This is a genomic window from Thalassobacter sp. HA4-2 (assembly GCF_055693705.1).
On record NZ_JBVFUK010000001.1, the window covers coordinates 236,278 to 248,344 of the forward strand.

At 61.1% G+C, this 12,067-nt stretch carries 13 protein-coding genes; 6 read left to right on the forward strand and 7 right to left on the reverse strand.

Features of this window, described 5'->3' with window-relative positions:
* Positions 1–8: 8 nt before the first annotated feature.
* The 5 genes from ACZ1G0_RS01170 to ACZ1G0_RS01190 all read right to left on the reverse strand — a co-directional run bounded on the left by ACZ1G0_RS01170 (position 9) and on the right by ACZ1G0_RS01190 (position 4,375).
* Positions 9–1,106: a DNA methyltransferase gene (locus tag ACZ1G0_RS01170; RefSeq protein WP_472735266.1), complete on the reverse strand. Its 1,098-nt coding sequence runs from the start codon at positions 1,104–1,106 to the stop codon at positions 9–11.
* Positions 1,107–1,210: 104 nt separating this feature from the next.
* Positions 1,211–1,822 (reverse strand): ribonuclease HII, encoded by a 612-nt coding sequence (locus ACZ1G0_RS01175; RefSeq protein ID WP_472737751.1) that lies wholly within the window; start codon positions 1,820–1,822, stop codon positions 1,211–1,213.
* A 38-nt stretch (positions 1,823–1,860) separates the two neighbouring features.
* Positions 1,861–2,280, reverse strand: a complete 420-nt coding sequence (locus ACZ1G0_RS01180; RefSeq protein ID WP_472735267.1) for a hypothetical protein — start codon at positions 2,278–2,280, stop codon at positions 1,861–1,863.
* 100 nt (positions 2,281–2,380) lie between these two features.
* Entirely contained in the window at positions 2,381–3,583 is a 1,203-nt protein-coding gene (locus ACZ1G0_RS01185; RefSeq protein WP_472735268.1) for a hypothetical protein, read from the reverse strand.
* A gap of 21 nt (positions 3,584–3,604) precedes the next feature.
* The gene (locus tag ACZ1G0_RS01190) at positions 3,605–4,375 is read right to left on the reverse strand and encodes a hypothetical protein (protein WP_472735269.1); all 771 of its coding nucleotides are present in this window, start codon (positions 4,373–4,375) and stop codon (positions 3,605–3,607) included.
* A gap of 231 nt (positions 4,376–4,606) precedes the next feature.
* On the opposite strand from ACZ1G0_RS01190, the gene ACZ1G0_RS01195 reads away from it, so the two are divergent.
* The 6 genes from ACZ1G0_RS01195 to ACZ1G0_RS01220 all read left to right on the forward strand — a co-directional run bounded on the left by ACZ1G0_RS01195 (position 4,607) and on the right by ACZ1G0_RS01220 (position 8,643).
* Positions 4,607–5,083, forward strand: coding sequence for a hypothetical protein (locus ACZ1G0_RS01195; RefSeq protein ID WP_472735270.1), 477 nt, complete (start codon positions 4,607–4,609; stop codon positions 5,081–5,083).
* A gap of 94 nt (positions 5,084–5,177) precedes the next feature.
* Complete coding sequence (locus tag ACZ1G0_RS01200) at positions 5,178–5,606, forward strand: hypothetical protein (RefSeq protein ID WP_472735271.1); 429 nt, start codon at positions 5,178–5,180, stop codon at positions 5,604–5,606.
* Between the two features lie 31 nt (positions 5,607–5,637).
* A complete protein-coding gene (locus ACZ1G0_RS01205; RefSeq protein ID WP_472735272.1) occupies positions 5,638–6,264 on the forward strand; it encodes a MotA/TolQ/ExbB proton channel family protein in 627 nt (208 codons plus the stop codon).
* 8 nt (positions 6,265–6,272) lie between these two features.
* The gene (locus tag ACZ1G0_RS01210) at positions 6,273–6,734 is read left to right on the forward strand and encodes an ExbD/TolR family protein (protein ID WP_472735273.1); all 462 of its coding nucleotides are present in this window, start codon (positions 6,273–6,275) and stop codon (positions 6,732–6,734) included.
* A complete protein-coding gene (locus ACZ1G0_RS01215) occupies positions 6,734–7,138 on the forward strand; it encodes an ExbD/TolR family protein (protein WP_472735274.1) in 405 nt (134 codons plus the stop codon). Before ACZ1G0_RS01210 ends, ACZ1G0_RS01215 begins: the two co-directional genes overlap by 1 nt.
* Positions 7,135–8,643 (forward strand): hypothetical protein, encoded by a 1,509-nt coding sequence (locus ACZ1G0_RS01220; RefSeq protein WP_472735275.1) that lies wholly within the window; start codon positions 7,135–7,137, stop codon positions 8,641–8,643. The genes ACZ1G0_RS01215 and ACZ1G0_RS01220 overlap by 4 nt, the downstream gene beginning before the upstream one ends.
* Positions 8,644–8,649: 6 nt before the next feature.
* Here the strand turns inward: ACZ1G0_RS01220 and ACZ1G0_RS01225 are convergent, their stop codons facing one another.
* Entirely contained in the window at positions 8,650–11,091 is a 2,442-nt protein-coding gene (locus ACZ1G0_RS01225; RefSeq protein WP_472735276.1) for a serine/threonine protein kinase, read from the reverse strand.
* A complete protein-coding gene (locus ACZ1G0_RS01230; RefSeq protein ID WP_472735277.1) occupies positions 11,088–11,948 on the reverse strand; it encodes a PP2C family protein-serine/threonine phosphatase in 861 nt (286 codons plus the stop codon). The genes ACZ1G0_RS01225 and ACZ1G0_RS01230 overlap by 4 nt, the downstream gene beginning before the upstream one ends.
* Positions 11,949–12,067: the final 119 nt, after the last annotated feature.

Sequence of the window (12,067 nt, forward strand, 5' to 3'; positions counted from 1 at the left end):
ACTTGCCCTTACATCTCCGCCCGAATTTGTTGGCGCAGCAGGTCGATGGGCACCTTTTTGCCCTCGGACCTATAGCACCAGTACGTCCAACCGTTGCAGCTTGGCGCGCCTTCCAGCGCGGCGCCGACCTGGTGGATCGATCCTTTGACGTCCTTGCCCACAAGGGTGCCATCCGCGCGGACTTTGGCGCGATAGCGACCGTTCATGGAATACAGCTCTTCGCCCGGGCGCAGCATGCCGCGTTCGACCAGTTGGCCAAAGGGCACACGGGGTTCCGCGCGTTTGGAGGTGCTGACCTCAAGCGCCTCCTTGTCGAACTTGCGCACCTTGGCAAGGCGGCGCTCGGCGACGGCGCGATAGCCCGCCTCCCGCTCGATCCCGATGTAATCGCGACCCAGCATTTTCGCCACAGCCCCGGTGGTGCCTGTTCCAAAGAACGGGTCGAGCACGACATCGCCGGGGTTGGTCGTCCCCACCAGCACGCGGTGCAGCAGGGCCTCTGGTTTCTGCGTCGGGTGGGCTTTGTCGCCATTGGCGTCTTTCAGACGCTCGTGTCCCGTGCAGATCGGAAGGGTCCAGTCGGACCGCATCTGAACGCCCTCGTTGAGGGATTTCAGCGCCTCGTAGTTGAAAGTGACCTTGGATTTCTCGGTCTTGCCGGCCCAGATCATTGTCTCGTGGGCGTTGGTCAGGCGTTTGCCGCGAAAGTTGGGCATGGGATTGGTCTTGCGCCAAACCACGTCATTCATCATCCAGAACCCCTGGTTCTGAAGTTCCGCACCGACGCGGAAGATGTTGTGATAGCTACCGATGACCCAGATCGCGCCGTTCGGCTTCAACAGGCGGCGCGCGGCGGACAGCCAGGCGCGGGTGAAGGTGTCATAGGCCATGAAGCTGTCGAACTGGTCCCAATGGTCGTCGACAGCGTCGACTTGGGAATTGTCCGGGCGATGCAACTGCCCTTTCAGTTGCAGGTTGTACGGAGGGTCCGCAAAGATCAGGTCGATGGAACCCTCGGGCAAGGAATTCATGCGATCAATACAGTCGCCATCCAATATCTTATTGAGCGGCAGCGCGTTGACTGCCGGTGTCGATCTTTGTGCCATGTCTGCCTCATTACCGCCGGATCATTGCCCGTGCTTTGTTATTGAGACCACCATGACGGGTTGAGGATTCGCGGTCAAAGCCGGGAATGGGGCGAAATTGGGCCTTATTGCGGCCACAAGATGTTGTGGATAGGTCTAAAGCTTCTACGATGATGTGGTGTCACGCCCATTGTTTCCAATCCGGCACGGTGTGTTGCCGTGCCGTAGCCTGCGTTCGTCTCCCACCCGTAGCCGGGGAACTGTTGCGATAATGCCACCATGCCTTTGTCCCGCCTTGTTTTCGCCAAAACAGAGGCAGCCGCGATGGACAGGGATCGGCTGTCGCCCTTGATAAGCGTCATCGCAGGGCAGGGCAGGCCCCGGGGCAGGTCGTTGCCGTCAATCAGCAGGAAATCGGGGGTCTGGGGCAGGGCGTCTAATGCGCGGCGCATGGCAAGATGGGTGGCCTGACGGATGTTGATCCGGTCAATCTCTTCCACGCTGGCCTCGCCGAACCCGATGTCAGCCACGGCGTGCAGGGCCTCGGCCATGGCTTCGCGTCGCTTGGCGGACAGCTTCTTGCTATCGGTCAGGCCTTCGGGGGCTACGCCATGCAATCGCACGGCACAGGCCACCACGGGACCGGCCCAAGGCCCACGTCCGACCTCGTCCACCCCCACAACATAAGAGGCGCCCCTTGCGGACGCCTCTTGTTCATATCTCAGATCAGGCATCATGCCTTTGGTGTCGGCCAAGTCGGGTGCCCATGCAAGTCTTAGCCGCGCACCCAGCCTTCGTTGCGCAGGCACTTTGGGCGGTACAGAAACCGCTGGCCACGGTCCGTGCGCACCTTGCGCAGACAGTTGGGCGGTAGGGTCCCGGCCCGTTGCACGTTGTTCTGGGCACAGCGCGCGCCAAAGCCCCGGATCACCTTGCCGTTGCGGTTCACCACTTCGCGCAGGCAGCGGGCGGGGATCACCTTGCGGTGGCGGGGCTTGTGCACTTGGTGGCCGTAGGACTGACGGGCGGTGACCGTAGTCTTGCCATCAGCCTTCGCCGCCTCGGTCAATACATAGAGCAGGGCAAGCCCCCCCAGAACCTTGGCCACATCCCGCCCGTCAGCGGCGGCGGGCAAAGTGAAAGTGGTCAGGGCAAGCGTGGCGGACAGCGCCATGGCGGTCAGGTGTCGAAACATCGGTGCATCCTTTCGGGTTTGCAGGTTGGATGCCTAACCGTGGCCGCGTGGGGCGATGTCGCTCAATATCGGGGGGCGTTATCGGATAACAGCGCCAGCTTTAGGCTGCTTTGCGCAGGATCGCGTCAATGCGGGTCAAAGCAGCGTTGCCTACGGCGCGAATCTTCACATCCTTGAACCCGTTGTTGGTGTCCACATCCCGGAACACGCCCTGATCCAGCGTCGCGCGCATCTGGATCGTGGACTTGAGCGCCTTTGCGATCAGAATGCGGCGCTTGGTGGTGTCTGCTTCCGCTGCGGCGGCGCCCAAGGCGGCGTCAAGGCCGGGGTCCAATTTGGCCAAGTCGTTAGCCAGCGCCTTTGTCTTGGCGGGCAGGTCGGGCAAGTCCAGATCGGCACAGGTCGTCAAGATTGCGGCCTGTAGTTGCGCCATCTGCGCTGTCATTGCCTTGCGGGAGGCATCCCAGATTTTGCGCGCCTCGAACAGGTGCGCAATTGCGGCAGTCTGGGTGTCAGTCGGCGTCTGGGTGACCGCAAGTTTCGCCAAGGCTCCTTGGATCTGTTTCAGCCCGGCCGTCGAGGTGCTGCCTGCCGCAATGCCCTGATCCACCTTGTCCATGGCCGCCATCAGCCTCGGTTTGGCGGGGCCGTCTGGCAGGGCGTCGATCCGTCCGCGCAGGGTCGCTGCGGCCTTGGTCAGTGCGGCGTCGGACACGGCGCTGCCTTGCGCCTTGGCGAGTGTCGCAAGGGCCGCCTCGATTTGGTCAAACCCTTTGCGGGCAGCGTCGAGGTCTTGGGATTGCAAGGCTTTCACAGCTGTCTTGAAGTGCTGCAACAGGCGCGCCTGTGCGGGGCCCTCGGTCGCGGCAAGAGCCGTTTGGACCTGAGTGGCCCGGGCACGTAGGGCGCTTGTATCCGGCGTTGTCTCCTCGCGCGCTGCGGCAGTTTCTTCCACTGCCATGTCCAGCAGGTCCCCCTCGGCGGTCAGGACGCGGATATCCATGATCACCTTCTGCGCGCGGAAATACAGTTTCAGACGCTTGGCCAAGGCAGGCAATTCGCGCAGACAGGTCAGGGTGATCAACTTGCCTTCCACCGCGCAGGTGCCGAAGGCGTATTTGGTGCCGGGCGATTCGGCGTTCAGTTCACGCCCCAGGTTCTTTGGCGTCTTTTTGCGGTGCATGGCGAACACGTCTTCGTCCGCCGAAGGTCCGTAGCAATAGGCGAAGGACAAAGGTTTCATGCGGGCGAGCTTTAGATGCTTTTTCAGCTCTGGCCCGGTCAGGATGACGTCATCGGCCATCGGGGTCCTTTCGCGTGCGGATCAGCGGAACACCCCGATCCCGCCACCGCCCGTATTCAGGCGAGGCCGTGCAGGAGCCGCCGGGGCGGGTGCGGGCGCTGGTGCCGGGGCAGAAGCCCGTGGCGTTGTTGTGCGTCGCGGGGTTGTGGCGCGCACCGGGGCCGCCGCGACCGGTGCGGTGCATTGGACGTCGCCATTGATCAGGATGGCGCGAAACAGCGATGGCGTGGGGGCCGGGTCCGACCAGTCCACATCGTCCAGTTCGTCGAAATACTCCCCCACTGACCGGCGAGAGCCCGGTCCCCAAGCGCCATCAATCCCGGAACGGTAGCAATTCATGCGCGCCAGTTCCGTTTGCAGAACGCGGTTCAGCTGGCCTTGTTCGGGGTCAAGGTGCCCCTCTTCCACCAGTTGGCGGAACAATTCGGGGTTTGTTTCGCGCAGGGTCGCGCGCGCCTCTAGGTCATCGAGGTCAAAGCTGATTTGTTCCACCGTGGCAGGAAGCAGGGTTTCAATGCCAAACGACGCCTCGTCCCCCGCCTCGATGGTGCCAAGGATGATGGACGGCTGGGGCCGCCCCGCCGCCGTGACAGAGGCGCGAACTATACCTGAGCCCAAGCCCGCAACGGAGGGTGCCCCGGCTGGTACGTTAAGCGTGGCCAACACGATGTCGCCATTGTCCGGGGCAACGTCTATGACCAGCGGTTCTATCAACAGTCCCTGCGCCTGCGCGCCAACGGACAGCCCGACCGACATGGCAATCCATGCGCCAAAGCGGGTCAATGCGGTCATGGGCCGTGAGTTGCGTGGCATTAAAACGATCTGCTCTAACTACAATAACAGCAGCATAGCGCGCAAAAACGCGATCTCGCAAGCCTGTCGCCGTTAGATGCTTGGGGGTGTCCTGCCTCCGCACCACAATATTTAGACGGTCGGCGGCATTTGTTGCAAAAATCGCGCAGAATTTTATGGGGCATGCAATCCGAGGGTGAAAATGCGGCTTAAGTCTGTTATCGTTCTCAAATGATTAGAGCAGCATCCATTTCATTAGCACTTATCGCGACCTCCGCCGGGGCGGGCCTTGGACTGTCCGCATTGCACGAGGCACGTTTGGGCTCGGCTCCGCAATTCGTGACGACGGGTAATGTCGAACCCACACAAAGCGGCTTTATGATCCCCACATTTGCACCGACCCTTGTGTCGGCCCCCGCTGGCGCGGCTATCGCGCCCTCGGCCTTTGAAATTGCACAACCGCTGACGGTGTCGATGCGCCCCGTGAAGCGCGGCGCACCCGCCCAAGTGGTTGAGGACGCACCGATGTTGGCTGTCGTGGCCGCACCCGCGCGCACGTCCAACACGCTGCCGCACAGGCCCGTGGCAACCGCGCCGTCCTATGTACCGTCGTTCACCGCACTTGAAACAGTTGTGGCTACGTCTGGCAGCGCGATGGCACTGTCGGCACCGATGCAGCCGGATTATCTAGTTGGCGTCTACCGCTAGGTAACGCAGGGTCAATGAACGGTTGACTTGCCGCGAACGAACGCTCCACAGTGAAGGGTGTATAGATTGCCCTCACTTTTTTAAGGAGCCTCCTATGGGACGATTTTCCGTTCTGGTCCTTGGCCTTTTGGCCACGATGGCCACCGGCGCACAGGCGCAAGATCAATCCGGCATCTCTCTGGAGTTGAACCGCGCGACTGCGACGGATTCGGGCGGGTGCCAAGTCGTGTTCTTCGGCAACAATCAACTTGATACCGACTTCAGCGAGGTCACTTGGCGCTTGGCAGTGTTTGATGCTGATGGCGTGTTTCGCAACCTTTTGGCCCTGCCTCTTGGCGCGCTGAGTTCCGGCAAACGCCGCGTGGTGCAGTACAATCTGCCCACCGCCTGCACCGATCTGGGCGAAATCATTGTGAATGATGTAGCCATGTGCGAAATGGCGGACGCTCCCGGCGAAACCAGTAGCGCATGTTTGGACCAATTGACGGTTACAACCCGTACAGATATCGCCTTCGGGCTCTAGGCGCGCGCGGCGCACGATCAAAGGTCAGCACATGTCTATTTTACAAATCGCCTCCTACGGGATCTATGGTCTGCTTGGGATCTTGTCGTTCTTTGCCCTTGGCGTGGGTTTGTTCAAAGTTGTTCAGTTCGCGCGCATGGGTGTGGGCAAACGTGCAGCGGCGGATAAGATTTTGGATGACTGGCTGAATGGTCGCGTCGATCAAGCCATCGCGGCGGCGGGTGAACGTAAGTCTGTTCTGGCACGTATTTTGCAGGCGGTCTTTTCCGGTATTCAAGCCCGCCCCACCGATGTCAGCTATGCCGAGGAACTGTCGCGTCAAACCGCGATCATTGAATTGGCCACCATGAGCGAGCGAATGCGCTCGTTGGACATGGTCGTGCAGGCGGCACCGATGCTGGGCTTGCTGGGTACCGTGGTCGGTATGATTGACGCGTTTTCGGTTCTGGCTGCGACCGAGGGGGCAGTTGATCCCACGGGTCTGGCGGGTGGCATCTATGTCGCGCTATCCACAACGGCGGCCGGTCTGGTCATTGCGCTGGTTGCCTTCTTCATAGCCACATGGCTGGAGGGAAAAATTGACCGGGAGCGCAACATGATCGAGGCGCTGATGTCGGCGGCCATCCACGGGCGCGTTGATCCCAACGCAGCCAAGTAGGCCCCGGCATGAGCGGCCGCCGCGCCCCCTTGCCAGAGCGTCCCAGACGCTATCGCTTTGCACTCACGCCTCTGGCGGATGCGATGTTCCAGCTGCTTATCTTCTTTATGCTGTCATCTAGTTTGACGCCCTATTCATTGATCACCCTGCAAAGTGCTGCCCCCGAGATGGATGTGTCCGAGGATGAAGCCCCCTCGGGTGGCAACGGGGAAGGTGATGGTCCTGCTGCCGATGCGCAGACCCCCACGATCTGGACCGTGGGTCGGGACAGCGTTTTGACGGCGGGCGAGACGTTTCGCATGGATCAATTGGTTGATCTGGCCGACGCTCTCGGATCGCAGGCGGCCCCCGCGTCGCTTGTGCTGATCGTGCGCGAGGATGCCCGGATTCAAGATGTCGCCACCGCCCTTGAGGCACTGGAACGTGCTGAAATCTCGGGCGTACAAATCACTAAAGAAGGGGGCCGCTGATGCGCAATTCTCGCCTGCCCTCTCGCCGCCCGCCGCAAGGACTGGACAGCTCCCTGGCAATTGTGAACATCGTACTGTTGTTGATCTTTTTCTTCATCGCCACGGGATCGATCCTGAATTCCCGCACGGTCGAGGTGGCCCTGCCAGAAACCACGGAATTGCCGCTAGACCTGTTGCCTAAGCCGCTACTGACGGTCTCGGCCTCAGGTGACATGACCTTGGATGGTGAACCGTTCGAGACGGGCACCTTGGCAAGCCTACTGCTGGACAGTCCAACATTGCACGTTCTGGCCGACCGGGATTTGTCGGCGGGCACTTTGCTGGACATGTTGGATGACGAAAACCTTGTGGCCGTGGCCGTTCGCCTGGTGACGCTGCACAGCAAGGAAGAGGCCACACCATGAGCTTTCTTCCATATTCCGGTTCCGACAATCCGGTGTGGTATGGGGCCATGGGTTTGTCGACGGCGACGCACATTGGTTTGGGCGTCGCATTGGTTGTCTCCGGCAGTCTGGCCCTGAACCCCGTCGCGTCCGAGATCGAAAGCAGAGAGCCGGAGTTTCTGGTCACGCTGGAAATTCTGGATGCAGAGGTGATCGAAGACACCCAACCCGTGATTGACGACCGTATCCCCGAAGACGCCGAAGAGATGCTGCCAGAGGTCGAAGACTTGGCCGTATTGGAGCCGGAGGCCGAAGACCTTGCCCAGCCAGAGGCGCTGGAGCCTGAACCGGCCCTAGATCCGGTCGAAGAGGTTTTGCCCGAGCCTGAAGTGTTGGAGCCCGAAGTCGCAGAGGTGACCCCATCGGAACCCGAGGTGTTGCCGGAGGTCGTTCCCGAAGCATTGCCCGAGGTCACAGAATTGGCCGAAGTGGTGCCAGAGGTGCTGGACCCGGAACCCGTTGTGCCAGAAGTCCTCGCACCGGAGCCTGAGGAGCCCGACACCCTTGCCATCACCGACTTGATGGAAATCGAAGAGATTGTAAATCCTCTCGCCGAAGGCGGCGGCAGTGCGCCTGAACCCGAAATTTTGCCCCAGGCAGAGGATTTTGCGGCTCTGATCTTGCCAGAACCGGAACAGCCCGCGGCAGACGAAACCGTTTTGGCCCCCGAGCCGCAGCCCGTCATCTTGGAAGAGCCTGAGGAGGTCGCACCGATCCTTGAGTCCGGTGAGATCATCGAAGAGGTACCAGAGGCCGCGCCGGTGCCTGAAGTTGTCCCTGAAATCGAGCCTGAAGCTGAACCCGAGGCACCCGCCGTCCCGCAAGTGGCGCGGGTGGCAAACCCAACCGCGTCTGATGTTGCAATCGGTGCCCTGTTGCGCCGTATCCGGGCGACACCGGATGTACAGTGTACACTCGCCCTTCCCCGCCGCGCCTCGACCGGGGCCGGACTGTCTTTGATTGGCGCGGATGATGCGGCGCTAGAAGAACTGGCCACCCGCATCGTCGAAGGCCTAGAGAGCGAAACCGCCCAGTCGCGCGAGCTAATCGATGGCCGCCAATGTGCTACCCTTGATGCCCTGCGTCAGGCGGAAAGCTACCCGGCCAGCCGCCTTGGGCTTTCGTTGGACAGCACAACCTTGTCCAGCGGCGATACCCTGACAGGCCGGGTGCTGGGTGCAGATGGGCTGTTCCTGACCCTGATGGTGATTGACGATAACGGCGTAGTCCAAAATCTTGGGCCCTTCGCGCAGATCGCCGACGGCGTCCCGACGTTCGAGGCCCCAATTGCCCGCGCCGGGGGCCAACGCGAAACCCGCCAGATCGTACTGGCCATTGGTGCCCCGGGCGCGCCGTTGAACCTGGGTGATCGTTTCGGCCTAGAGGCGCAGGAGGTGTTCGCCTCTGTCCCCGCTGACGTGCTGAAAAGCCTTGTCTTTGGGATCGCGACGATTGATGTGCGCTGACCCGGTCTAGCGGGTCAGTTCCAGATAGGCGATGTCGACCGCGCCTTGGCCATCCACCGCAAGTTCTCGGGTCAGAAGAGGCAGAAACTCCGCCGCTGAAATCCCGTCCTGCATGGCGGCCGCACGCACCAAGGCACTGTCCGAGGCGGTCGTAATAATAATGTAGACACCCGGCGTGGCCGAAGGCAGGCGGAAGGAGAACCGTCGTTCGTCCCCAATCGGATCCTCCAGCTGGCGCATCAGCGAATACATCCGCCCGTTCTGGTCAACCAAAGCGAGGAAGTTCTGCCGTCCGTTGGAACCGTGCAGTGTGCCCACGATCCCATCGTTGCGGGGGCTGACATTGGCGGACAGTGACATTTCGATAGCAGATCCGCGCGTGCCCTGGAACGTACGGGCAAAGTCCAAAACGGCGCAATAAACGTCGGGTGTCGTGCGCGTGATGACATCTGGCGTCACCCCGTATTCCGTACCGAAGGCCGCGCCTAGACTGCGCAGGGGGCCGACCTGTGGGGCGAACCCTTCGATCACGCCGGCAGATGCCCCATGGTTGCGCTGTACTGCGTAGGCGCAGCCCTCGGGTGTTGCGGTGGCAAGGAAGGTTGCGCGGCTGTCGGGAAGACGTTCCAGCCCGGCGGCGACTGCATCCTCGGGGCTTAGTACCTCGGCCTGCTCGCCTTGCATCGCGCCCATGATCTGGTCGCCAAAGACATAGAAACCGCCCGCCCCGGCAGCAATCACCACAGCCATCGCCATTACAAACCCCATGCCGCCCTTTTTCTTGGCCGCCTCGGTCAGAGCCTCTTGGGGCGCGGTGCCCGGGGCTGTGGTGACTTGCGCCCGCGATGTCATCGGCACTGCTTGCAACCCCGGAACGGCCCGGTCCTCTGCCGGTGGGCGCGTACCCCGCCGGGTCGACAGGCCCGTCAGGGCGCCGTCGAAGTCCGAAAGCTCTTCGATCACTTCCTGCATGGATTTGATCCGCAAGGCCGGATCCGGTTGCAGCATAGACGCCAGGAGATCCTGGAAGATAAACGGAATACCGGTCAGATCCGGGATCGTCATACGTTTCTGCACGGCATCCGCAATAGAACTGCCCATAGGCAGGGGCTTGCCCAAGATCATTGCGACCATCAACAGACCCATTGAGTAGACGTCGCTTTGCCCCTCGGCGTCGCCACCATACAGCCCTAGTTGTTCAGGCGAGACGTACTTCAGCTTGCCCGCAAATTCGTTTCCGATGGTCCCGTCCTTCACCGCAGAGGAGCGCGAAATGCCAAAGTCGATCAGAACAGCTTTTTCAATATCTCCGTCTGGCAGCATCACATTGTCCGGTGACAGGTCGCGGTGGACAATTCCGATCTGGTGCGCGCGGGCAAGGCCGTCGGCCAAGCGCATGGTCAGTTTGACAACCTGCCGGTTCGATAGGCCCCCATCCGTTTCCAGCTTGTCGGACAGTTTCGTCCCTTGAATGAAACCCATGACCAGCGCGTGAAAATTCATGTTCTGGTCGGGGGGGACGTATGCAAAATAGCGCACGATCGCATCATGGTGCAGCTGACGCAGGGTACGCGCCTCGCGTTTAAACATGGTGCTGACTTTGTCATCCTCGGCCATTTCTGGCAGGATCACCTTGATCGCCACAGCCTCGCCCGTACCGATTTCAACGCCCCGGAACACGCGACCCATGCCGCCTTGATCCAGCCGTTCCTCAACCCGGTACATATTGTTGATCACCGTGCCGACGTCCAGCGCGCTGAGGGGCGTTGCCGGTGCACCACCCATAGCCGGTGTTTCAGTGAAGGTCGGCGCATTGGTGGCGGTGGACGGCTCCCTTCGGCGCGGGCTACTGGTGACAATGGTGCGATCGTCATCGTCGTTCATCGGGCCACGCTGGGTTACAATGGTTTTGTCGTCGTCGCCCGGCGGAGCGGTGCGCGCCGGGGCAACCGGAGGTACTGCAACGATGGTCCGGTCACCTTCCGGGGCTGGGGCGATGCCAAAGCCATCATCATCCTCGACATGCGGCGTCGTTGCGGCGGCCTTGGCGGCTGCCAGATCAGCTGGGGTAAACATAACGGTGCGGTCCGCATCATCCTCGGCCACGGGGGGTCCACCAAACCCAACGTCATCACCTGCGGGCCCGTCTTGGCTCTGTGCCTTTGCAACAGCAGCGGAAAGTTCATCCGGGGTGAACAAGATCGTGCGATCTGGATCTTTGTCAGTCCCGGTATCGGGCGTCGTGCCTTTTGCTTGGGCAACAGCGGTGGCCAGTTCATCAGGTGTGAACATCACGGTGCGATCAGCGTCGTCGTCCACTTCTGGCGGGATCTCGCCTTTGGCTGCCGCGACAGCTGCGGCCAAATCGTCCGGGGTGAACATCACCGTTTTGTCTTCGTCATCCTGCGGTGGTTGGCTCCGCGGTGGGTCTGTTTTGTCGTCGCTCATAGGGTGCCCTCAAACTCGGGGTAGGCGCTCGCCGCCTCAAACTCCGGCAATTTATTGCGCCGGCACCGTAGCAAGATCACGGAAGTATTGTCCTTGCCGCCCCGCTCCAACGCGGTCTCGACCAGCGCGTGGCACAGGGGTTCCAGTGGACCATGACCAACTTCGCGCAAAAGGTGCGTCAATTCCGGCGCCTCGAAATACTCCGTCAAACCGTCAGAGCAGATGAGAAACACATCCGCATCCATCAGGCTGTCTTGTACCATGTCACATTCTGGCTGATCCGTGACGCCAATGGCCCGGGTGATGACGTTCTTACGGGGCCAATTCTCCGCCTCTTCTGCGGTGATCTGGCCAGTGTCAAACAGCATCTGCACTTCGGTGTGGTCCCGGGTCACTTGGGCCAACTCGCCGCCTCGAAACCGATACACTCGGCTGTCGCCCGACCAGATAGCGGCGAATTTGTCCTGTTGGATCAGCAGCGCCGCAATGGTGGATCCAATCGCTTCGCTGCCCAATTCGTCGGCCTTTTGGCGGATAATTGAATTGGCGCGGGACAGGCGTTCCAGAAAACGGGACTTCAAGTCCAGCGCGCCTGCCGGCACGCCCACGGTCTCTAGCTCTGACACGATAGTCTGGCTGGCGAAATCGCCGGCCGTGTGACCGCCCATTCCGTCGGCAACAACCCATAGACCCGCTTGGGGCAATTCAAGGATCGAATCCTCGTTCAACTTGCGCACGCACCCCACATCTGTGCGCACCGAAACCTCAAACCGATACAGCGCCTCGGACAGCATGGCGCGGCCCATCTGGCGAGGAGGATGCATCGGGGTGGGTGGCAAGGTGATGTCTTCGTTCATCGCGATCTTTCCTTTGTCGCCCCATTGAATGTCGGGCGGCGCGCGCAGCTTGGATCAATACAAGCGCGGATTGACTACAGACTGTCCCGCCAGTTCGTCGCTGTCCAGCATTTGGTGGC

Bases quoted from the DNA above. Each gene is read 5' to 3' on its own strand.
- ACZ1G0_RS01170 (WP_472735266.1), bottom strand. From the start codon at position 1,106: ATGGCACAAAGATCGACACCGGCAGTCAACGCGCTGCCGCTCAATAAG.
- ACZ1G0_RS01175 (WP_472737751.1), bottom strand. From the start codon at position 1,822: ATGATGCCTGATCTGAGATATGAACAAGAGGCGTCCGCAAGGGGCGCC.
- ACZ1G0_RS01180 (WP_472735267.1), bottom strand. From the start codon at position 2,280: ATGTTTCGACACCTGACCGCCATGGCGCTGTCCGCCACGCTTGCCCTG.
- ACZ1G0_RS01185 (WP_472735268.1), bottom strand. From the start codon at position 3,583: ATGGCCGATGACGTCATCCTGACCGGGCCAGAGCTGAAAAAGCATCTA.
- ACZ1G0_RS01190 (WP_472735269.1), bottom strand. From the start codon at position 4,375: ATGACCGCATTGACCCGCTTTGGCGCATGGATTGCCATGTCGGTCGGG.
- ACZ1G0_RS01195 (WP_472735270.1), top strand. From the start codon at position 4,607: ATGATTAGAGCAGCATCCATTTCATTAGCACTTATCGCGACCTCCGCC.
- ACZ1G0_RS01200 (WP_472735271.1), top strand. From the start codon at position 5,178: ATGGGACGATTTTCCGTTCTGGTCCTTGGCCTTTTGGCCACGATGGCC.
- ACZ1G0_RS01205 (WP_472735272.1), top strand. From the start codon at position 5,638: ATGTCTATTTTACAAATCGCCTCCTACGGGATCTATGGTCTGCTTGGG.
- ACZ1G0_RS01210 (WP_472735273.1), top strand. From the start codon at position 6,273: ATGAGCGGCCGCCGCGCCCCCTTGCCAGAGCGTCCCAGACGCTATCGC.
- ACZ1G0_RS01215 (WP_472735274.1), top strand. From the start codon at position 6,734: ATGCGCAATTCTCGCCTGCCCTCTCGCCGCCCGCCGCAAGGACTGGAC.
- ACZ1G0_RS01220 (WP_472735275.1), top strand. From the start codon at position 7,135: ATGAGCTTTCTTCCATATTCCGGTTCCGACAATCCGGTGTGGTATGGG.
- ACZ1G0_RS01225 (WP_472735276.1), bottom strand. From the start codon at position 11,091: ATGAGCGACGACAAAACAGACCCACCGCGGAGCCAACCACCGCAGGAT.
- ACZ1G0_RS01230 (WP_472735277.1), bottom strand. From the start codon at position 11,948: ATGAACGAAGACATCACCTTGCCACCCACCCCGATGCATCCTCCTCGC.